Origin of the sequence: Pontibacter beigongshangensis (genome assembly GCF_014332515.1) — a bacterium.
In the GTDB taxonomy this organism is placed as follows: Bacteria; Bacteroidota; Bacteroidia; order Cytophagales; family Hymenobacteraceae; genus Pontibacter; species Pontibacter beigongshangensis.
The window spans coordinates 34471-55219 of record NZ_VFSD01000003.1; the positions used below are offsets into that span (position 1 = coordinate 34471).

General features: G+C 50.7%; 17 protein-coding genes and 1 riboswitch. Of the genes, 9 read left to right on the forward strand and 8 right to left on the reverse strand.

Annotated elements, in window-relative coordinates; genetic code table 11:
- Positions 1 to 9: 9 nt before the first annotated feature.
- Positions 10 to 3417, forward strand: a complete 3408-nt coding sequence (locus FJM74_RS03800) for a ThuA domain-containing protein (RefSeq protein ID WP_187261242.1) — start codon at positions 10 to 12, stop codon at positions 3415 to 3417.
- A gap of 105 nt (positions 3418 to 3522) precedes the next feature.
- Here the strand turns inward: FJM74_RS03800 and FJM74_RS03805 are convergent, their stop codons facing one another.
- The 5 genes from FJM74_RS03805 to FJM74_RS03825 all read right to left on the reverse strand — a co-directional run bounded on the left by FJM74_RS03805 (position 3523) and on the right by FJM74_RS03825 (position 8733).
- Positions 3523 to 4152 carry a TetR/AcrR family transcriptional regulator gene (locus FJM74_RS03805; RefSeq protein ID WP_317175534.1) on the reverse strand — a complete coding sequence of 210 codons (630 nt, stop codon included), beginning with the start codon at positions 4150 to 4152 and terminating at the stop codon, positions 3523 to 3525.
- Positions 4153 to 4177: 25 nt separating this feature from the next.
- Complete coding sequence (locus FJM74_RS03810; protein ID WP_187261244.1) at positions 4178 to 4849, reverse strand: carbonic anhydrase family protein; 672 nt, start codon at positions 4847 to 4849, stop codon at positions 4178 to 4180.
- A gap of 277 nt (positions 4850 to 5126) precedes the next feature.
- On the reverse strand, positions 5127 to 5978 hold the full coding sequence (locus FJM74_RS03815) for a SulP family inorganic anion transporter (protein WP_187261245.1): 852 nt from the start codon (positions 5976 to 5978) through the stop codon (positions 5127 to 5129).
- A gap of 839 nt (positions 5979 to 6817) precedes the next feature.
- Positions 6818 to 7792 carry a tryptophan--tRNA ligase gene (gene trpS / locus FJM74_RS03820; RefSeq protein WP_187261246.1) on the reverse strand — a complete coding sequence of 325 codons (975 nt, stop codon included), beginning with the start codon at positions 7790 to 7792 and terminating at the stop codon, positions 6818 to 6820.
- 161 nt (positions 7793 to 7953) lie between these two features.
- Positions 7954 to 8733, reverse strand: a complete 780-nt coding sequence (locus FJM74_RS03825) for a queuosine precursor transporter (protein ID WP_187261247.1) — start codon at positions 8731 to 8733, stop codon at positions 7954 to 7956.
- Between the two features lie 348 nt (positions 8734 to 9081).
- Between FJM74_RS03825 and FJM74_RS03830 the strand changes: the two genes are divergently transcribed.
- From FJM74_RS03830 to FJM74_RS03840, 3 genes are all read left to right on the forward strand, one after another.
- Complete coding sequence (locus FJM74_RS03830; RefSeq protein ID WP_187261248.1) at positions 9082 to 9915, forward strand: hypothetical protein; 834 nt, start codon at positions 9082 to 9084, stop codon at positions 9913 to 9915.
- Positions 9916 to 9952: 37 nt separating this feature from the next.
- Positions 9953 to 10564: a hypothetical protein gene (locus FJM74_RS03835; protein WP_187261249.1), complete on the forward strand. Its 612-nt coding sequence runs from the start codon at positions 9953 to 9955 to the stop codon at positions 10562 to 10564.
- Positions 10565 to 11296: 732 nt separating this feature from the next.
- A complete protein-coding gene (locus tag FJM74_RS03840) occupies positions 11297 to 12544 on the forward strand; it encodes an endo-1,4-beta-xylanase (RefSeq protein WP_206683997.1) in 1248 nt (415 codons plus the stop codon).
- A gap of 277 nt (positions 12545 to 12821) precedes the next feature.
- Here the strand turns inward: FJM74_RS03840 and FJM74_RS03845 are convergent, their stop codons facing one another.
- Genes FJM74_RS03845 through FJM74_RS03855 form a run of 3 tightly spaced genes read right to left on the reverse strand, consistent with a single transcriptional unit; the run spans position 12822 to position 15163 of the window.
- Positions 12822 to 13772, reverse strand: coding sequence for a ribonuclease Z (locus FJM74_RS03845; RefSeq protein ID WP_187261251.1), 951 nt, complete (start codon positions 13770 to 13772; stop codon positions 12822 to 12824).
- Between the two features lie 14 nt (positions 13773 to 13786).
- Positions 13787 to 14164 (reverse strand): STAS domain-containing protein, encoded by a 378-nt coding sequence (locus tag FJM74_RS03850; RefSeq protein ID WP_147920874.1) that lies wholly within the window; start codon positions 14162 to 14164, stop codon positions 13787 to 13789.
- 60 nt (positions 14165 to 14224) lie between these two features.
- Entirely contained in the window at positions 14225 to 15163 is a 939-nt protein-coding gene (locus tag FJM74_RS03855; RefSeq protein ID WP_187261252.1) for a phosphoribosylaminoimidazolesuccinocarboxamide synthase, read from the reverse strand.
- A 512-nt stretch (positions 15164 to 15675) separates the two neighbouring features.
- Here FJM74_RS03855 and FJM74_RS03860 point away from each other — a divergent pair.
- From FJM74_RS03860 to FJM74_RS03880, 5 genes are all read left to right on the forward strand, one after another.
- On the forward strand, positions 15676 to 15864 hold the full coding sequence (locus tag FJM74_RS03860) for a hypothetical protein (RefSeq protein ID WP_187261253.1): 189 nt from the start codon (positions 15676 to 15678) through the stop codon (positions 15862 to 15864).
- A riboswitch (SAM riboswitch) is annotated at positions 15856 to 15963 on the forward strand. Its footprint overlaps the gene before it by 9 nt.
- Positions 15964 to 16227: 264 nt before the next feature.
- Positions 16228 to 17547, forward strand: coding sequence for an O-acetylhomoserine aminocarboxypropyltransferase/cysteine synthase family protein (locus tag FJM74_RS03865; protein ID WP_187261254.1), 1320 nt, complete (start codon positions 16228 to 16230; stop codon positions 17545 to 17547).
- 18 nt (positions 17548 to 17565) lie between these two features.
- A complete protein-coding gene (metX, locus tag FJM74_RS03870) occupies positions 17566 to 18624 on the forward strand; it encodes a homoserine O-acetyltransferase MetX (RefSeq protein WP_187261255.1) in 1059 nt (352 codons plus the stop codon).
- Complete coding sequence (locus FJM74_RS03875; RefSeq protein WP_187261256.1) at positions 18605 to 19852, forward strand: homoserine dehydrogenase; 1248 nt, start codon at positions 18605 to 18607, stop codon at positions 19850 to 19852. Before metX ends, FJM74_RS03875 begins: the two co-directional genes overlap by 20 nt.
- A 343-nt stretch (positions 19853 to 20195) precedes the next feature.
- On the forward strand, positions 20196 to 20615 hold the full coding sequence (locus FJM74_RS03880; protein ID WP_187261257.1) for a hypothetical protein: 420 nt from the start codon (positions 20196 to 20198) through the stop codon (positions 20613 to 20615).
- Positions 20616 to 20749 lie beyond the last annotated feature (134 nt).

Sequence of the window (20749 nt, forward strand, 5' to 3'; positions counted from 1 at the left end):
ACAATTTTAATGAAATCCAAGTTTAGTAACCTTACTTCCTACTGCTGCCTTGTAGTGTTGAGTTTATGCCTGCTGGGTTCCTGCACCAGCAAACGAAAAGGAAATCCCCGGCTTTTAGTTTTTAGCAAGACCACTGGTTTTAAGCATGCCTCTATTGCGGCAGGATCGGCGGCGCTGCTCAAGCTGGGCCAGCAAAACGGCTACCAGGTAGATACCACCACCAACGCCGCTTACTTTCACGAAGATTCCCTGGGCCGGTATGCGGCAGTCGTATTTCTGAATACCACCGGCGACGTGCTGGACCAGTACCAGGAAGCCGACTTTGAACGCTATATACAGGCAGGCGGAGGTTTTGTAGGCATACATGCCGCCTCCGACACAGAATATGACTGGGAGTGGTATGGGGCCATGGCAGGCGGCTATTTCGAAAGTCACCCCAGTGTGCAGGAGGCTGTGCTGCAGGTGGCCAACAAAAAGCACCCGGCCACAGCGCATCTGCCGGATGTGTGGAAGACAACCGATGAGTGGTACAATTTCAAAAACCTGAACAAGGAGGTGCAGGTGCTGCTCACGCTCGATGAAACTTCTTATGAAGGCGGCAAAAACGGGGCGCACCATCCCATTGCCTGGTACCACGATTATGATGGCGGCCGGGCATTCTATACCGGCCTGGGCCATACCGAGGAAGCGTACCAGGACACTGTTTTTCTGCAGCACCTGTTAGGTGGTATCCGGTATGCCGCAGGCGATAACCAGGAACTAACATACAGCAAAGCCAGAACGGAGCGTGTGCCGGCTGAAGAGCGGTTCGTGAAGACAGTGCTGGCACAAGGCATGCTCACAGAACCCACCGAGATGACGATCCTGCCAGACCTGAGTGTGTTGGTGGTGCAGCGGAGGGGAGAAGTGATGCTCTATGACCAGCAAACGCAACAGGTTAGCCAGGTAGGTGCGCTGCACGTGTACCACAAAGCCACGGTGCCGGGCGTTAATGCCGAAGAAGGGCTGATGGGGATTGCAGCCGATCCGAACTTTGCCAGCAACCACTTTATCTATATGTACTATAGCCCGGCCGACACGTCCGTAAACCGCTTGTCAAGGTTTGTGTTCAAAGACAATAAGCTTGATATGGCTTCAGAAAAGGTCGTGTTGCAGTTTTACTCCCAGCGCAACATCTGCTGCCATACCGGCGGCTCCATTGCCTTTGGGCCCGATAACGTGCTTTACCTTTCTACCGGCGACAATTCCACTCCTTTTAACGAGAAGGGACAGCGCTACGTGAACCATGGTTTTGCCCCCCTGGATGAGCGGCCGGGGCATGAGCAATACGATGCCCGCAGAACGGCCGCAAACACAAACGACCTGAGAGGCAAGATTCTGCGGATCAGGGTGAAGCCCGATGGCAGCTACGAAATTCCGGAAGGCAACCTGTTCGCGCCGTCAACCCAAAAAACAAAGCCTGAAATTTATGTGATGGGCAACCGGAACCCCTACCGCATTTCAGTTGATCAGAAAAACGGCTATCTGTACTGGGGCGATGTAGGGCCGGATGCCAATGCCGACAGCCTGAACATAAGAGGCCCCCGAGGCTACGACGAGTTTAACCAGGCGCGCAAGGCGGGCTTTTTCGGTTGGCCCCTGTTTGTAGGCGATAACTATTCTTATCACCACTACAACTATGGCACCGGCAAAACAGGAGCCACCTTCGATCCGGCACGCCCTGTAAACGACTCCCCGAACAACACCGGTTTAACTGAACTGCCCGCAGCACAGCCTGCCTTTATCTGGTACCCCTATGCTGCCTCCAAAGAGTTTCCGCAGGTAGGCGCTGGTGGGCGCACAGCTATGGCCGGTCCTGCTTACTACACCGACATGTTTCCAGAAGAAACAGCCTACCCGGCGTATTATAACGGCAAGGTGTTTATTTATGAGTGGGTGCGCAACTGGATAAAAGTGCTGACGCTGAAGGAAAACGGCGACCTGCAGAAAATGGAGACCTTTATGTCGGCTACTCCTTTCAGTGCCATAATGGATATGGAGGTTGGCCCGGATGGCAGAATCTATGTGCTGGAGTATGGCAAAGGCTGGTTTAAGGCAAATCCGGAGGCAGGCATTGCCAGGCTCGATTACATCTCCGGAAACCTGCCGCCAAGAGTATCCAACCTTACCATCGACAAAACAAGCGGAAAAATACCTCTCACCATCAGGGCCACCGTAGCGGCTGCTGACCCAGAAAAGCAGGCCCTGCGGTATAGCTGGAAAGTTGGCGACTTTAAGAAGGAAACCAAGGAGCCTTACCTGGAGCATACCATCACGCAGGGCGGGGCCTACGTCATAAGCGTGGAAGTGCTGGATAAGCAGAACGCTGCAACGCAGAGCGAGGAAATAATGGTTTATGCCGGCAATACCCAACCCGAAGTGACCATCGATCTGCCAGGCAACAAGTCCTTCTATTTCGCTGGCAAACCCGTGCAGTATCAGGTCCAGGTAAAAGACGATGCGGAAAAGGTAGCAGAAGAAAACTTGTTTGTATCCGTAGACTACATTCGCGGAACCGACCTGGCGGGAGCCAACCTGGGGCACCAGGTAATTTCGGAGACCTTGATAGGCCGCAACCTGATGAGTGCCTCCGACTGCCAGGGCTGCCATAAAACAGATGAGAAATCCATTGGCCCGTCTTTCCGCGAGATTGCTGTGAAATACCGCAAAAGCTCCGATGCGCGCACCTACCTGACCGATAAGATCTTAAAAGGCGGAAGCGGCGTGTGGGGCCCCAACCCGATGCCTGCCCACCCCACCATGAACCCTGCGGAGGCACGACAGATTGTAGAATGGGTGCGCTCTTTGGCAAACGAAGACAGTCAGAAAGCCTCCTTGCCAGCCAAAGGCGAAGTAGTGCCCGCCGCAGCCATAGAAAAGGGCCAGCCTTCCGTTCTGAAGCTCATGGCCACCTACACCGACACCGGGGCACCCGGAGCCCCACAACCGCTAACCGGCATGCAGGCAGTGTACCTCCGCAACAGCAGCCTCGACGCCGGCGATATTAAGAAAGTAAGCTCATTTGCGAGTAAGGACTCGCTGGGCAGTAAGTTCCTGTTAATACCGGCCGGGGAGGGGTGGCTGCAAGTGCCGCAAACAGACCTGACGGGCATCAGCCAGATAGAACTTACCGGCTTTGGCAGCGGCATAGCCAGCAGCTATCATATTGAAGTGCGCCTGGGCTCCATTGATGGTTCGAAAGTAGGGCAGGGGCAACTGCGCTTCGGGGCTGATAAAGGCAAATCTGCTACTACCATTGCGTTGCAGCATACAGCAGGAACTGAGTTACAGGATATTTACCTCATCTTTAAAAGTCAGGAGGCCGAACCAGCAGGTAAAAGGCCCCTGCTCAAAACAGTGTACTTTAAGCCGGGGTAATAAGGCTGGTTCGTAAAAAGCACCGGAGGCTCCCTGTTTTAAGGAGTCTCCGGTGCTTTGTTTTTTTGAAGTTGGCCGGAACTCTGCCAGACACAACACCTGTCATTACTTTGCAATCGCCTTAAAGACCAGTTCCGTCAGAAATGCTTCCAGTTGCTCATTCCGGCTATCAGATATATTAGTGAGCGAAGGCAGGTGCAGCGAAAAAAACTTCTGGTAATGGGCCGTTTCAGCCACTGTAGAAACCAGTGAGGATGGGTATTGGTACTCCGGATTAATCTCGCTGATAATAGCTGCCACCCGTTTACAGAAGCGCTTGTAGCTAAAGAAAAAACCTTCCCGGTTGTTATCGTCCACCTCCTTGGTCAGGTATACCTTTGCCGACTCTGCCACCACTATCCGTTGCAGCGCGACTTCGTCCACGTGAACAAAGTTTATGTCCCGCTCCACTTTGCCGGCCAATATGCCTATCGCGATCTTTAATCTAGCTTCGGCAGGCTGAATGTTATGCGTGGCAAACACGAGCCGGTATTCGAGCCAGCTCCAGTACCACGATACCAGGTAAGAGAGCAGCATATGCTTACTCTCAAAGTACCTGTAAATAGTGGCTTCTGTGGTGCCGATTCTGGCGGCCAGTTTTTTAAACGTAAACGATTCGAGGCCAAGTTCGTCCAGGAGCAGGATGCTGTGCTCAATTATCTGCCGGCCTTTCTCCGACGAGTCGGGATCTTTCAAAAAGACTTTTTTGTCGACTTTGATGCTAATATTTGTTGCCAGATTTTTCATTCATCAGTTCACTTGTCTGCCAGGCAGGCTCGTAAAAATCCACCATACCTGTTTCTACATCGTACATGCCACCGGCTATGCCGATCTCTTTATTTTCGAGCATTTCGCCAATAATACTGCTTCTGTTCCGGATTTCCTCAATCATGTGGCGTACATTACTCTTGGCCACCAGTTGCACAAACTCCTGGTTACCTGAATTTTTGTCGCCACTGTAATGCAGGCTGTCTATGGCTGGCGTTATTTTGTTTATAAGTCCTGTCAGAAAACCTAGCTTCACACCGTCGCAGGCACCTTTTATGGCGCCGCAGTTGGTATGGCCCAGTACCATAATCAGCTTTGCGCCGGCTACTTTGCACGCAAACTCCATACTCCCCAGTATATCGTCATTCACGACATTTCCTGCAATCCTGACGCTAAAGATATCGCCCAGGCCCTGGTCGAAAATAAGTTCGGCCGATGTTCTGGAGTCGATGCAGCTGAGCACTATAGCGAAGGGATGTTGCCCCTGCGATGTTTCGTTTACCTGCTGCAGCAGGTTGCGGTTAAACTTCAGGTTGCTGACAAATCTTTTGTTGCCTTCTATCAGTAGCTCTATGGCTTGTTCTGGTGTAAGCTGGTCCTGTAGTTCTTTGGTGAGTGTTCTCATAAAATCGTTTATTAGAGTGTTAAATATTCAAGTTGGTTCTCAGGAAGTGAGGCCCGCTACTTCTGAAAATAGCTGACACAGGCTTCTGCTGTAAACACACGCCCCGAAGGTAAGGGTATGGAGACTGGGATGTGCCTGGTGGCCAGGAAAATTTTTCCTGCCTGCCCCGGTCCGGCGCTGTAAAATTGCTGCCAGAGCGTTTGCTGAGGCAGTTCCTGGTAAAGTAAGGAGGCTCCCTGCATCACCAAGGGCTCTTTTAGAGCCTGCTTTTCTCCTGTTAGAACGTCTTTGTGTCGGTTGCCTCCACGCATAAAAGCGTTTCCAGGCTCGCCACTATGGCAATAGTGCCTGCCAGAAACAGCACATCGTAGGTAAGCACCCGGCTGAAGTCGGGCAGCGTGAACTGCTGCACAAACCCATTGACGCTGTCGGCTACCGGCAGCGTCACCAGTTGGTTGGCGGGCAGGGTTAGTTGAGGGTAAAAATCCCGGAAAACAATAGGCAGGATAATGCCCACCACCACCATAAGTCCCAGTATTATCTGAAACACTTTATGCTTTTTGCTCATTACCAGATCCCAGAAAATATGGATGGCCAGCGATATGGTACTAATCAGCAGCGCGCCCGGCGTGATAAAATCGAGGGTCCGGAACAGCTCCTTAAACGTAGTGCCGCCTCCTGCCTGAATATAATGCACGTCGCCTGCATAATTGCTGTCATAACCAAAGGCGTGCGGGATCTGCTTCAGGATAATTATGATCCCGATACCAGACAGCATACCTTTAATAACCGAGGTAGGGCAGTCGTAGCCAATGCTGCCAGCCCTCAGAAGGCCCAGTGCTACTTGTACGGCACCTGCCAGCATAACCGCCGACAGAAAGACTTCGAAGCTTCCCAGGACCTGAATCTCTTGCAGCACAATAACCGTCAACCCTGCTGCCGGCCCGCTCACACCAAGCTGTGAGCTACTGATGAGCGTTACGACTAGACCTCCCACTATACCGGCGATAATGCCAGAAAAAAGCGGTGCTCCCGAGGCCATGGCAATGCCAAGGCACAAAGGTGCCGCCACCAGGAAGACTACGACTCCTGCTGGCAAATCATTCCTGATTTCTTTCAGGCGTATCATAATGTGTCATCATATCAAGTATGTTTTGAGATGATAGTAAAGCTATTGAAATGCAATGTGAAACAATTTCCAGGAATGTTTTGCTTTTGATCCTTATTTTTTTCTATAGAAAATAAATCCGGGTAGTTTCACATCTGCGAAGGCGTTTTTTGTCTGATCACGGATAATTTGGTGGCAGTTAACAGGTTCTGGCCCAAAGAGAAATGTTTTAGGGAAAAGTGCGGTCCGGGAGCTGAAGGAAAGCAGGTAAGCCCCGATAAATACCGGTAACCAGGTTATATGCAGAAACCCAGCGCCATGATCCGGAACACTACCCAAAGCAGCGCCAGAGGCTCTGGAGGGCCATTTTCATTTAAATAATTTGGTTAATGTGCTAATGCTTTAATGTGCTAATTATTCAATGTGGAAGTTTATCAATTTGAAAATTTGAAGACGAATAGATTTGGGAATGAATGACCTGAGTTGGTTATCTCACAAATCCCAGTCGTTGGCTTGAGGTGGCGGGGCAGGGGCCATTTTTTTGAGAGGTGCGGTGCCACATTAGTGGCAGCCTGAGCGTCAGCGAGTCTAAAAGGGCCCCTTGGCAGGAGCGAACACAGCGCCGATGGCCAGGGACGAGGCCCCGCTTATATTAGGGCCCTTCCCCAGCCGTGAGCGCTCAGCTCCTAAGCTATGCAAAAATACAGCATGAAGGCAACGAAAGAAGCAACAGCTAAGACAATTGGAACCTTCGCTTCTTTTCTATAAAAATATTACTAAAGCAATACCTAAAATTATATTATATATTCAAAAAATACAGTATTTCCTGCCCCGGCTCGAGCCAGGATTTTATTTCGTTGTCAAAAGCCCAGCTTCTGGCGCACCCGCTGTAGCACGGGGCTGGCAATGGCTTTGGCTTTCTCGGCACCTTCCAGTAATTTTTTGTCGATTTCGGGCAGGTTGTTCATGTAGTAGGTAAAAAGCTCCCTTTCTTCGGCATACTTGCTCACGATAAGCTCATACAAGGCCTGTTTGGCATGGCCATAGCCATAGCCGCCGTTCAGGTAATTCTGCCGCATGGTCTCCACCTCTTCCGGTGTGCCCAGGAGCCTGTAGAGTTTAAACACCGTGTCGCTGTCCGGGTCTTTTGGCTCCTCGAGCGGGGTGCTGTCCGTAATGATGCTCATGATTGTTTTGCGGAGCGGCTTGTCGGCCTCAAAAATATCGATGATGTTGCCATACGACTTGCTCATTTTCTCGCCATTCAGTCCCGGCACCGTCATCACAGCCTCGTCTATTCTGGCTTCCGGCAACACAAAGGTCTCGCCGTAAATGTGGTTAAAAGAGCTTGCCACATCGCGGGTTATCTCCAGGTGTTGTACCTGGTCTTTTCCTACCGGCACAATGTTGGCATCGTAGAGCAGGATATCGGCAGCCATCAGTACAGGGTAGGTAAAGAGGCCTGCATTCACGTCGGCCAGCCCACGGCGGTTCGATTTATCTTTAAACGAGTGCGCATTGGCCAGCATCGGGAAGGGGGCAAAGCAGTTCAGGTACCAGGACAGTTCCGTTACCATCGGCACATCCGATTGCCGGTAAAAAATATGCCTGTCGGTGTCGAAGCCAAAGGCAAGCCAGGCAGCAGCCACTGAATAGGTATTGTGCCGCAGAACTTCCGCATCGTGAATGGCGGTGAGCGAATGCAGATCGGCTATAAAAAACAGGGCTTCCTGCTCGGAGGTACTGGAAAGCTCGATGGCGGGAATAATGGCGCCCAGCAGGTTGCCTAAGTGTGGTCTGCCTGTGCTCTGGATGCCGGTAAGGTAACGTGCCATAAAGTAAGGTTTATAGGTTCAGCTGCAAAATAAGCGAAAAATTAGAACTATGGTGATTCGAAAATCTGAAGAAGTATAAATTGGCCTGATTTTAACCCCAGAAACTCCGAAAGACAAAAAACGACATCCTGTTTGACCTCACCTCCCCACTTACTCATTCCTCAGTTAACGGCTTCTTTTGCCAGAGCGCTGGTAGCCCGCCTGCCCAGGTAGCCATCGATAACATAATGCGCCACATAGAGCAGCGGGGTGAGGGCAATGGCTACAAAGAACTTGTAGATATAGTTAAGAGCCGCCACCGACAGGACCTGCGTCAGCGACCAGTTGCCAAAAAAGTAGAAGGCCACAAATAGCACCACCACACTGTCTATCAGCTGCGATACCAGGGTGGAGCCTGTTGCCCGGAGCCATATTTTTTTACTTCCGGTGTGGCGGCGCAGCCAATGAAACACGGTGGCATCCAGAAACTGCGAAATTATAAAGGCGACCACCGACCCTATAATAATGCCCAGGCCCTGCCGGTAAATGCTGTTAAATGCAAAATCGATGTTAAAGGGCCTTCCCTCGCTGTCGGTATTATTCACCTCAAGCCAGAACTGAGCAGGCGGAAGACCCGTGACCAGGGTAATGACCAGGAACGCGTACAGGATCAGCAGTACCGTAAGAATACTCACTTTTTTGACACCCTCTTTTCCAAAATATTCATTTATAATATCGGTAGTCACAAACACAACGGGCCAGATAATAACACCAGCCGTCAGGTTAAAGTCGAGTTTGGAACCCAGGATATTGAGTTGAGCACCCGGTAAATTAAACAGCGCCTCACCCGAAAATATTTTTACGCCGATCAGCTCGGCCAGCAGGGCATTGGAGATAAAAATACCGCTCAGCACCAGAAAGAGCTGGGTGCGTTTTTTTTCAGAGGTAGAAACTGTACTCATAACTTGCGGGAGGTAAAACTGAACGCATTCCATCAGTATCGCCGGGCCTCCTGATGAAGACCAGATCGCATCTGTCAAAGGTAAAAAGATATTGCCAATAACACACCCGGTCAGGTTTTGGACGCACCGGCTCAGGCTCGGTACAAGTTGGTTTTGGCAGAACTGCTGCAAAGAAGATAAAAATCCGGCAGGGGCAATACCTCTTTTGCTATGTGTGTAGGTGGGGAATTAGGTTCGACAGAAGATAAACTATTGTTAAAAAAATTGCCATAGAAGCTAAAACAGCTATCTTTGTTTGCAATTTTGTTTAAAATATATTAATTTGGACAATAACAACAAAAATCAGCTATGAAGATGTTTAAAATTTTTTTGATGGTGCTCGGAGTATGCCTGGCCCATCAGGGCGCCTGGGCGCAGGCGGGCCTTCTGAACAAAATTAAACAACGCACAGACGCTAAAGCCGATGAGGCGCTTGACAATTTATTCGGAGGAAAGAAAAAAGCCAATGCCGGTAACAACGCCGGAGACAACAGGGGCGCTTCTTCTTCTGGGGGAAGCGAAGGTGTGGTTTATGGCACCAAAGGCGGCAGCCGTGCTTCCAACAAGGGGGGAGAAGGCCTGGCTGCTACAACGCCTGATGTAAAACAGAACCTGACTGATGCCGAGGCTTCTTACAAGGCCGGAAGTTTTGGAGAGGCCCGCTATGCCGTGCAGCAGGCCATGCTGGGCGTAGAGCTTGAAATAGGGCAGAAGATTCTGGCCTCCTTGCCTGAAGCCATTTCGGGGCTAAAAAAAGACGAAGAGGTGGAACAGGTCACCAGCATGGGCTGGGGCTGGGCTGGCCTGACCATTCTGCGCCAGTACACCGATAGCCAGGAAAAGGAGTTCCGGGTAACTGTGGCAAACAATGCGGCTTATGTAAATATGCTGAACAACTACATAGCCAATGGCGGCTACGCCCAGACCACAGGAGGGCAGCAGGACTGGAAGCAGACAAAAGTGAAGGGGCACCGTGCTGTGATAGAGTACAGTGATGGAGATGGGTATAAGCTGACCGTGCCGCTCGGCCAGTCGTCGATGCTGATGTATGAAGGTGTTAACTTCAAGAATGAGCAGGAGGTAATGGCAGCTGCCAATGCCGTGGATATAGACGGTATCAAGAAAATGCTAGGAGAAAAGTAAGAGACGGAACCGCAACACCATTAAAAAGAAGATTATTATGAAAAAGATATGTACCAGCGTACTCGCCATCTGCCTGCTCTCGTTCACAACAGCCTTCGGGCAGCAATTCAATAGCAACCTGGGGGACGCACGCCAAAACTACTCAGCAGGAAACCTGGTCGACTCCAGAGCTGCCATGGAACAAATGCTCCGCGATCTGGATGTGGAGATTGGTCGCGAAATTCTGAAACTTCTGCCGTCCAACATGGAGGCTCTCAGCGCCAATACCAAAGATGACCAGGTAACCAGTGCAGGAGGCGGCCTGATCGGGGGGCTTTACATACAGCGCACCTATGGGGCCGACCCGAACAAAAGTGCCAACCTGGATATTATAAACAACTCGCCCCTGCTAAATTCACTGCAGGCATTGCTATCGGTGCCTTTTCTGGCCGGTGCCGGTAACCCCGACCAGAAAGTGGTGAAGGTAAGCGGCTACAAAGCGCTGCTAAACAAGGTAGAGGCGGCAGAAGCAGGCAAAACCGGCTACGAACTGCAGATACCGCTCCAGAATACACTCGTTACGTTTAAGGTAAACGATACCAAAGAAGACAACATTCTGAAGCTGGCCAACACCATCCCCTTAGAGAAAATAGCCCAAATGGCGAGATAGCCGCAGGACACAAGTAAAGCAAAAAAAGAAGAGAGGAAGCGTAAATGCTCCCTCTCTTCTTTTTTTATGAAAACACCTGGTGGTCCTTGCCGGGCCTATTGCCGGCACCTGTCATATAGTGAGAATCTTATGAGGATGAGGGAGCCCTGGCAAGAGTGCATCTATACTTTTTTTCGGGCAGCCTACCTGTCTTCTTTTAAGTTTCTAACCCAGGTGGTGTGGCAACTGCTCTCCTAAAAGTATGGCCCCTCGTTTTTCAAGGCAAGGCCGTTGTGGTAGCAATACAATAAAGAAACAGGCACATACTCGATGGCACTAGCTGCTGCTCATGCCGGAAGATAACCGCTTTGCTAACTTGATCCGCCCCACCTGGATTATTCTAATCATTTTGCCCCTCCAGACCTTTCTGCCGCAGCCTGATGTTGTTACACACCCATACATTATATGAGTTTGTTTAAATGCCTATGTTCCTGAAATATAAGGAGCCTGGTTCATGGCGTGATTACAAAACAGGGTAAATAAAATACAATGGAAAGTTTCATGAAATCGGTTGTAATATTTCTTTTATTTATGTAGGTTTGGTAAGGGAGCAGCCGGTAAGCTGAGCCTCTGGAAGAAAATCCTCTGTTCATTGCAGCAATCAAGAAATGTATGGTAAATTTTTACAGAAGTATTTTTTGTACTTTGCTCGCTTGCCTGGTTCAGGTGGCTCTGGCACAAACCGCCCCGGTTTTGGTACAGGCAGAAATTCAGCACCATGCCCGCATAAGCGCAACAGAACCGATAGCCGCAGGCAAGCCTAAATTTCTGGGTAACATCTACAGCACGGCGCAGCTCTCGGATTTTAAGCGTTACTGGAACCAGGTAGCGCCGGAAAACGCAGGCAAGTGGGGGAGCGTAGAAGCCACACGCGATGTCATGAGTTGGAGCAGCTTAGATGCGGCCTATAAACTGGCGAAAGACAATAACTTCCCTTTCAGAATGCATGTGCTGGTCTGGGGGAACCAGCAACCGTCCTGGATCGAGAACCTGCCGGCAGCTGAGCAGTTGCAGGAGATAAGGGAGTGGTTTGCGGCTGTGGCAGAACGCTACCCGGATATCGACCACCTGGAAGTGGTTAACGAACCTATCAGCGATCCGCCAAGAAAAGTAAACAGTGCCGATCAGGGAAGCGGCAATTACATAGGAGCCCTCGGAGGCAGTGGCACTACCGGCTGGGATTGGGTGCTGACCTCCTTCCGATTGGCGCGTGAGTACTTCCCGAAATCGAAACTGATAGTAAATGAGTATAACCTCACCAGCAGCACCCCCCGCACACAACAATACGTGGGCCTTATCAACCTGCTCAAAGCAGAAAACCTGATCGATCTGGTAGGCATTCAGGGGCATTATTTCTCTACCCGCAATGTTCCTGCCGCCACCATTCTGAGCAACCTCAACCTGATTGCCGCTACCAACCTGCCCGTTTATATTACTGAATTTGACATTGATGACCGCGGCCTAAACCAGACGCCAGCAAACCGGACGCAGGCAGACCAATACCAGTTGGGAGAGTACAAACGAATTTTCCCGATCTTCTGGGAGCACCCGTCTGTGCAGGGGGTAACGCTGTGGGGCTTCCGTCCGGGTATGTGGCGAACCGACCAGGGGGCCATGCTGGTAAATACCGATGGCTCGGAGCGTCCGGCCCTTGCCTGGCTGAGAGAATATGTAAGCGCCACCGTCACAAGCCTGCACAACGAAATGCAGCCGTCTTTTACGCTGTACCCGAATCCTGTGACCAACGGCCGGGTCAGGATTGAAGGGACCGACAAAATTAAATGGATTCGGATACTGGACGTGCAGGGGAAACAGTTGCAGGTGCATGAGGTAGCTCATCAGTCGTTCCATAGCTTGGAGTTGCCATTGGCACCTGGTGTGTACCTTATCCAGCTTTCCGATGGCCGTACATCCTTTACGAAAAGGTTGCTTGTGCCATAAGGGCCACCGTGCAAAGACTGCAGCCTAGCAACTAAACTTGTAGTGGCTGGTAGAGAGGCAATTATTCTAATCAAAATTGACCTGCTCAGCAGCGCGGACCTCCTGCTGCTGCTGGCTACTTTTATCCGGAAGACTTTGCTTTTACTGAGCCGGGTGCTTTTTCCAATAAGCTATTAGTGCACTTTATCTTCTGGGGAGTTTTGGCCTGGCTAAAGCCGTGGCAGGCTGGCTGGTTAGGAGCAGGATTTCAATTTCTGAGTACTTATTTGGAGCAGCCTTAGTCTAGAGCAGGTTCATTCGGTTGGTCAGCATCCTCTCTTACACAGAAAATACTGCCCTCTGTGGCTAAGTCAGTCCTGGAGAAAACCTCCTGGGCTTCCAGCAGCAAGGGGCTGAGGTCCTTGTAGCGTACCGAGAAATGCCCTAAGAGCAGGTGGCGTACCTGTGCGGCTACTGCAAGTTCTGCCGCCTGCCGGGCTGTGCTATGGAACGTATAATGGGCGCGCTCATGCATGTCGTGCGTAAAAGTGGCCTCGTGGTACAGCAGGTCCACGTGCCGCAGGTAGGGGATGAGCTCCGGGTTATAGCGGGTGTCGGAGCAGTAGGCATAGCTGCGGCGGGCCCTGGGCTCCAGCGTTACATCTTTGTTGGCAACGAGCAGCTTGCCCCACGCATCATAAATATCCTCTCCCGACTTCAGGCTAACCAGTTGGTGGGGAGCCAGGAACGCAGGCAGTTTCTCTTTGATAAGCGGCCTTGGCTTTGGCTTTTCCCGAAACAGGAAGCCGCAGCAGGGCACCCGGTGCTGCATGGGCAGCGTATGTACGGTTATCTCCTTATTTTCGAAAATAATCTCGTGCACGGTCGTGTCCAGTTCCCTGAAAATCAGGTCGAACCCGAGGTTGGTGCCGGAATAGCGGAATTGCAGGCTTAAGATTTCTGACAGGCCGGGCGGGCCAAAGAGGTAGAGAGGGGTTTGCCGGCCCTGCAGATGCATAGTGGAGAGCAAACTGGCGAGGCCGAAATAATGGTCGCCGTGCAGGTGGCTGATGTAGATATTACAAATGCGCTGATGCTTTATTTTATAAAGCATCAGCTGCATTTGTGTGCCTTCGCCGCAATCTATCAGGTGATAGTGGTTGCCGATCGTTAGGACCTGGGCGGTATGATGTCTGTTTGCCGATGGAGTGGCCGACGAACTTCCTAAAATCCTGAGCTCGAAATCCACGCTGGCCCTACAGCTTAGTCTTCTTTTTTGGTAAGGTCCTGCTCAATCTCGTGCAGGAAAACGCGGTCTATGGCTTCTTCTACCGTAGGAAGAATGTTGAGCACCGACTCCAGCTTAGAGATCGTAATGAGCTTCATCACATGATCCTGCAGGCCGGTCAGTATCAGCAGGCCGTTTGTAGAGTTGCACAGCCTGTTGGCGATCAGGATGGAGCTGAGGCCGGAGGAGTCTGTATACTTTACGTTAGACATGTCCAGGATCAGATTCGTGATTCCCTCTGCGTTCAACTTCACAAACTCAGACTTGAGGTCCGGAGCTATAGAAGTATCCAGCTTTTTCTCATCTATGGTAATGGTAGTATAGTTTTCTTTTTTATCAATCGTGTACTTCATGTGTCTGGCAGTAAAGATTTAAATGCGAATGTACCAAAATCTACTTTAAAACTCGGTAAGTTAAGGTAAAATGTTTTGTATAACACTACTTTCAATGCGTTTTATGGCACTTTCCTGTGTCCTCTTTTCAAACTGGTGGCCGGTTACCACCTCAAATAATTCGATATAACGCTCCGAAATATTATTTATTACTTCATCTGTCATGTCCGGTACCGACTGTCCTTCTTTCCCTTGAAATCCGTTCTCGATCAGCCATTGGCGCACGAACTCTTTGGAGAGCTGTTTCTGCGTCTCCCCCTTCAGCTGGCGTTCAGCATACCCCTTGCTGTAAAAGTAGCGCGAGGAGTCTGGCGTATGAATCTCGTCGATCAGGTATACCTGGCCGTTCTTTTTGCCGAACTCGTACTTAGTGTCTACCAGAATTAGGCCTTGTTTGGCGGCAAGCTCTGTGCCCCGCGCAAATAAGGCTCTGGTATAAAGTTCTAAATTAAGATAATCTTCTTCAGATACAAGCCCTGACCTTAAAATTTCTTCCCTGGATATGTCTTCGTCATGCCCCTGGTCGGCTTTGGTGGTGGGTGTGATAATGGGTTCAGGAAGTTTGTCGTTTTCACGCAGCCCCTCCGGAAGTTGCACGCCGCACACCTGTCGCCTGCCCGCCTTGTACTCGCGCCAGGCATGCCCGGCCAGATATCCTCTGATAACCATCTCGACTTTAAAAGGTTCGCAGCGGTGCCCGATGGTCACGTTGGGATCCGGGGTAGAGAGAACCCAGTTCGGCACAATATCAGCGGTAGCCTTCAGGGAGTGGCTGGCTATCTGATTGAGTACCTGCCCTTTATAAGGGATTGCGCGCGGCAGCACCACATCAAAAGCAGAGATCCGATCGGTAGCGATAACAGCTAGTTTATCGTTAAAAAAATAAACATCGCGGACCTTGCCTCTATAAAATCCAGTCTGACCGGTAAAGGAGAAATTAGTTTCTTTGATAGCCTCCATTAATTTTTCGGGATTGTAGAAAGGCAAAGTTATGCATATTTTGAAGGTCTGAAAAAAAATGTGTATTTATATACCGTGTGGCCCGGAGGGTGTTCGTATGTAGCAACACGATAAATATGCTTGTTTATACTGGCAGGCATATCTTTAGTTTTATAATATAATATATAAAATTTGCATTATAAGATAAAAAACAGGGTTTTCAGTCTTGCGGAATTGTGTATTGCCCATATTGCTTCCTGAAAAGGCCTTGCCGGAATTGTGGCTGGATCTCCCGGACCGCTTACGCTTCAGGCTACTGCTGTCTCTGGAAATTGTTTTTTGGCCCTGCGCCGGCGCATTAAGTTGTAGCCAGCCACCGAACATACCGGAATTTGCCGCTCCTTTTTGGCAAATACCAAATACTTGTTTTCCGTACTGTATTTCGTTATTCTCAAGGGGGATGCAATTTCTGATGTTGATAAGGTAAGACGTAACTGCTTACAGGCTCTTTTTGCGCTCTCCCGATTATTCTAATGAAAACAGCCCTCCGGCGTCTTTGTTGCCGCCGCCGAACACCGGGCCTGGTTGGAAAACAGGAGGCAGGAGCCTTTGGCGAGGCAGAGGCGATTTTCAAAAAGGATACATTTTTTTTGGTTTTCTGGCCTGCACACCTTAATATTGCAACATCAAGTCAATTATCCCTTCAGGATTTTGATTTATAAAGAAGAGTGGAGAGACAGGCTCTGAGAAACTCTAGCAACCTAACTGCCAAGGTAAAGGTGCTAATTCCTGATTCCGAAAAGTTCGGAAGGATATAAATTGATAACGCAATGAAAAAGGGAATCAAAAGAACATCGTATTGGATTGCATGTATGCCGGCAGAGAATCTGCCACGGCTAACTCATTTCTCATCACCAAGGCCGATGCCTGTATTTATGGGCCCCTGTTGCTGTTGCTAACCCATCTGCCGCGAACATATGGCGCATATAGTGTGAGCAGCTGCAGAAAGGCTGCTGCTCCCCAGGCACGCTGCATGCTCCTCCGGAATCTCTTAAATTCATAACTAATCCTCAAATAGAAAAAACATGGCTGATAATTTGCATTTCGAAACACTACAAGTACACGCTGGTCAGGAAGTAGACCCTACTACTCTGTCCAGGGCGGTGCCTATTTACCAGACCACCTCCTACGTTTTTAAAAATGCTGAGCACGGCGCCAACCTGTTCGCCCTGAAAGAGTTCGGCAATATCTATACCCGCATCATGAACCCGACCACCGATGTGTTCGAAAAGCGCATGGCGGCCCTGGAAGGGGGAGTGGCAGCCGTGGCCGTGGCCTCTGGGCAGGCCGCGCAGTTCCTGGCCCTTAACAACATCCTGGAAGCAGGCGAGAATTTTGTCACTACCAGGTTCCTGTATGGCGGCACTTTTAACCAGTTCAAGGTATCGTTCAAGCGCCTGGGCATACAGGCTCGCTTTGCCGAAAACGACGAGGTGGAAAGCTACGAGAAACTGATCGACGATAAAACGAAAGCTATTTACCTGGAGACGATCGGTAACCCAAGGTTCAATATTCCGGATTTCGAAGCCATTGCAGCTTTAGCGAAGAAGCATGACATTCCGCTGATCGTGGATAATACTTTTGGCGCAGGCGGCTACCTGTTCCGCCCGCTGGAGCACGGCGCCAACGTGGTAGTGGAGTCGGCCACCAAGTGGATCGGCGGACACGGAACCAGTATCGGTGGCGTAATTGTTGACGGAGGGAACTTTAACTGGGGCAATGGCAAGTTCAGAGCCTTCTCTGAGCCGGCCGAAGGTTATCATGGCCTGAACTTCTGGGAGGTGTTTGGTTCTGACGGCCCGTTTGGCAATATTGCATTCGCTATCCGTGCCCGCGTGGAAGGGTTGCGCGACTTCGGGCCGGCGCTTAGCCCGTTTAACTCGTTCCTGCTGCTGCAGGGCCTCGAAACCCTGTCGCTTCGTGTGGAAAGAACGGTGCAGAACGCGCTGGAACTGGCCCAGTGGCTGGAACAGCACGAGCAGGTGGAATCCGTCAACTATCCGGGGCTGGAGAGCAGCCGCTACCACGAGCTAGCCAAAAAGTATCTGAAAAGAGGCTTTGGCGGTGTGCTCTCTTTCCGTCTGAAAGGTTCAAAAGAGCAGGCCGTGCTATTTGCCGACAACCTGAAAATGATCAGCAACCTGGCCAACGTGGGCGATGCCAAAACACTGATCATACACCCGGCCTCTACCACGCACCAGCAGCTTTCTGACGAGGAGCAACTGGGAGCAGGCGTAGAGCCAACTATGCTGCGCATATCGGCCGGAATTGAACACATAGCAGATATAAAAGCAGATTTAGAGCAGGCTTTTGCCACAGTGAAGGCAGCAGCGGAGAGCCTGTAAATAACTAGACTATACAGAATGCCACAGCATCATTTATACCATTACCAACAGGATTTCAGGCTGGAGTCGGGCGCGGTGCTGCCCGGTCTCCAGCTTGCTTATACCACCTATGGCCAGCTAAACCCGCAGCACGATAATGTGGTGTGGGTGTGCCATGCCCTTACCGGCAACTCCGATTTTACCGACTGGTGGTGCGGGCTGATTGGTGAAGGTAAATTGTATGACCCTGCTGACTGGTATATTATCTGTGCCAACACACTTGGTGGGTGCTATGGCTCCACCGGGCCTTTGTCTGTAAACCCTGAAACCGGAGAGCCTTATTATCACGATTTCCCCTCCATTACCAACCGCGACATTGTGGCTGCCTTCGACCTGCTCAGGCAGGAGTTGGGGCTGGAGCAGGTGCACACCGTGCTCGGGGGCTCCCTGGGAGGACAGCATGCCCTGGAGTGGGCCATCCAGCGCCCTTCTGTATTTCAGCGACTGATTCATGTGGCCTCTAATGCCCGGCACTCGGCCTGGGGCATTGCCTTTAACGAGAGCCAGCGCATGGCCATTCGTCTGGACCCAAGCTGGGCAACCAATACCGAACACGCTGGCCTGGAAGGAATGAAAATAGCCAGGTCTATTGCCATGCTCTCTTACCGGCACTATGCCTCCTACGAGAAAACGCAACAGGAGCCCGGCAACAGCATCACCGACAATTACAGGGCCTCTTCGTACCAGGTGTACCAGGGTGAGAAGCTGGCCAAACGCTTTAATGCTTATACCTACTGGGTGCTCTCCAAAGCCATGGACTCGCACAACGTAGCCCGCAACAGGGGCAGCGCTGAGCAGGCGCTGAGCCAGATAAAAGCCAGGTCGCTTTTTATCGGAGTCGATACGGATGTGTTGTTTCCGGTGGAGGAACAGAAGTTCTTGCACGAGCACGTGGCAGGTTCTGCTTTCGCCCTGATCCACTCAGATTTTGGTCATGACGGTTTCCTGGTAGAGACAGACCAGATTACACGGACCATTACCAAATTTTATGAAGACGAAACTGTAGCAGCATTGTTGTATGAAGGCAGGGAACAATAAGAAACGTATCGGGATTTTTGGATTTGGATGTGTAGCACAAGGTTTATACGATATTATTCAGGCTAACCCACAATATAGCCTCGAGGTGGCCAGCATCTGTGTGAAGAGCAGAAACAAAACACGCTCCCTGCCGGAAACCCGTTTTTCTTACGACCCGCAACAGCTCCTGCAGGACACTACCATCGATATTTTCGCTGAACTGATTAGCGACGCAGACGAGGCCCTGGCCATAGTGAGGCAGGCGTTGAAGGCAGGTAAAACTGTCGTGTCGGCCAACAAGAAAATGGTGGCTGAGAACCTTCCGGAGCTGGTGCAGCTGCAGCAGGAGTTTGGAGGCGTATTGCTCTACGAGGCTGCCGTTTGCGGCAGCATACCAGTGGTGCGCCTTCTGGAATCCTATTTTGCTGCCGAGCCCCTGCAGGAGGTAAGGGGTGTTTTAAACGGCTCCTCTAACTATATTCTAAGCAAATTGCATACCGAGGGCATTAGTTACCCGGAGGCGCTGGCCGAGGCGCAGGCGCTGGGTTTTGCCGAAGCCGACCCCATCCTCGATGTGCAGGGCTATGATGCCCTGAACAAGCTCTGTATAATGGCTGCCCATGGCTTTGGGCAGGTGGTGCCTCCTCAAAAGGTATTGCATTTTGGAATTCAGCATATACAGCCAGAAGACATAGCCCTGGCCCAGGCCGTAGGGGCCAGGATCAAACTGGTGGCTTCTGCCAGGCACAGCGCCAGCCAAATGCTTTCGCTGCAGGTGCTGCCCACTTTCGTACTTCCGGATGACGACCTTTTTGTGGTGGATGAGGAGTTTAACGGGGTACAGCTGCATGGCGCTTATGCCGGGAAACAGTTTTTTAAAGGTCGTGGAGCCGGTAGCCACCCTACCGGGTCTGCTGTATGGGCCGATGTGGCGGCCGCCCTGGCTGGTTTCCGCTACAGTTACGCCAGAGAAGCCAGAGCGGCTGTAGATCGGCAGGCTTCGCTGTTGCAGCTGTATGTCCGTGCCTCCGATGCAAGGCTGCTCGCCCGTGTTCCCCTACAGGAAGTTCAGTCTTTATCTGAAGGACATCGGGATGTGCAGCTGGTTGGGACCATCTCTGGAGCGGAGTTGTTTGCGCACCAGGAGAGGCTGGAGCAGGCAGGTGCTTTTGTTGCCTTGCTGCCCGCCGGGCTTAGCCACGAATCGCTGCTGGCTGCCTCCGCAAAACGATATCAGTACTTTGTTTAATTAGCAATCATGCTCGGTTGGTATTAGGCATTGGCTTAACTTTCCGGAACCAGCAATGGCATCGCCTCTAGAAAACGACACATGTATCACGACATTTTACCATTTGTATATAAGGTGAAAAAAAATCTGATAAGTGGTGCTGCTGACAGTATAAAGGAGGCGGAAAATTCTGGATAGCAGCTTGGAAAAATTAAATTTCAGGAATATGGGCTCCGTTGAGGGGTTTAGAATATACTTAGATATTTAATCCATTAATTCCGTAGTTTATTGCAAGGAAAACGATGGCTTTTTCTTGCAGGCCGACGTACAAGTAAGTATCTGAACACGCTTAATTTGTACGTCCATGAGAATACCCCTATCACTTATAGCTATATTGGCAGTCGTCCTTGTTTTTCCTGCGTGCAAGGATACTAATGTTTCGCCTCTCAAACATGTACGCTTCGACCCTGAGTTACTAAACAGAGTAGAAATAGCCGATTCTTCTTTACTTGTTATTGCTGCTCCTACGGGTATGGAGGTTAACACCCGGCAGGTACAAGTGACTTTCCGGGATGATCTGTCTTACAACGAGCAACAGGAGTTGCTGCATCAATATGGGTTTGTGAAAAATCTGGGCATGGCCACTCCGGCTGATAACACTATCGCACACAAGCTCGAACTGGTGGATGGGCTCGATCAGCAGCAGATTGGCAAGGCGCTTTACCTGCTTGCTTCAGACCCTGGCATCGTGGCGGCAAATCCAGCTTTCGTGGCTGTGAAATAATTTTATCCCTGCACCTGGAATAGCTGAGCTTGCTGTTTCGCAAGCAAATCCAGCAGTTTCCAGTAGGAGATTGAGACATACAACTGGTGCACCTTCTGATAAGATGCGCATAAAGTTTTAGCCTGTAACTGCCA

Coding starts and splice junctions, on each gene's coding strand:
- FJM74_RS03800 (WP_187261242.1), top strand. CDS start 10: ATGAAATCCAAGTTTAGTAACCTTACTTCCTACTGCTGCCTTGTAGTG.
- FJM74_RS03810 (WP_187261244.1), bottom strand. CDS start 4,849: ATGAGAACACTCACCAAAGAACTACAGGACCAGCTTACACCAGAACAA.
- FJM74_RS03815 (WP_187261245.1), bottom strand. CDS start 5,978: ATGATACGCCTGAAAGAAATCAGGAATGATTTGCCAGCAGGAGTCGTA.
- trpS (WP_187261246.1), bottom strand. CDS start 7,792: ATGGCACGTTACCTTACCGGCATCCAGAGCACAGGCAGACCACACTTA.
- FJM74_RS03825 (WP_187261247.1), bottom strand. CDS start 8,733: ATGAGTACAGTTTCTACCTCTGAAAAAAAACGCACCCAGCTCTTTCTG.
- FJM74_RS03830 (WP_187261248.1), top strand. CDS start 9,082: ATGAAGATGTTTAAAATTTTTTTGATGGTGCTCGGAGTATGCCTGGCC.
- FJM74_RS03835 (WP_187261249.1), top strand. CDS start 9,953: ATGAAAAAGATATGTACCAGCGTACTCGCCATCTGCCTGCTCTCGTTC.
- FJM74_RS03850 (WP_147920874.1), bottom strand. CDS start 14,164: ATGAAGTACACGATTGATAAAAAAGAAAACTATACTACCATTACCATA.
- FJM74_RS03855 (WP_187261252.1), bottom strand. CDS start 15,163: ATGGAGGCTATCAAAGAAACTAATTTCTCCTTTACCGGTCAGACTGGA.
- FJM74_RS03860 (WP_187261253.1), top strand. CDS start 15,676: ATGAAAACAGCCCTCCGGCGTCTTTGTTGCCGCCGCCGAACACCGGGC.
- FJM74_RS03865 (WP_187261254.1), top strand. CDS start 16,228: ATGGCTGATAATTTGCATTTCGAAACACTACAAGTACACGCTGGTCAG.
- metX (WP_187261255.1), top strand. CDS start 17,566: ATGCCACAGCATCATTTATACCATTACCAACAGGATTTCAGGCTGGAG.
- FJM74_RS03875 (WP_187261256.1), top strand. CDS start 18,605: ATGAAGGCAGGGAACAATAAGAAACGTATCGGGATTTTTGGATTTGGA.
- FJM74_RS03880 (WP_187261257.1), top strand. CDS start 20,196: ATGAGAATACCCCTATCACTTATAGCTATATTGGCAGTCGTCCTTGTT.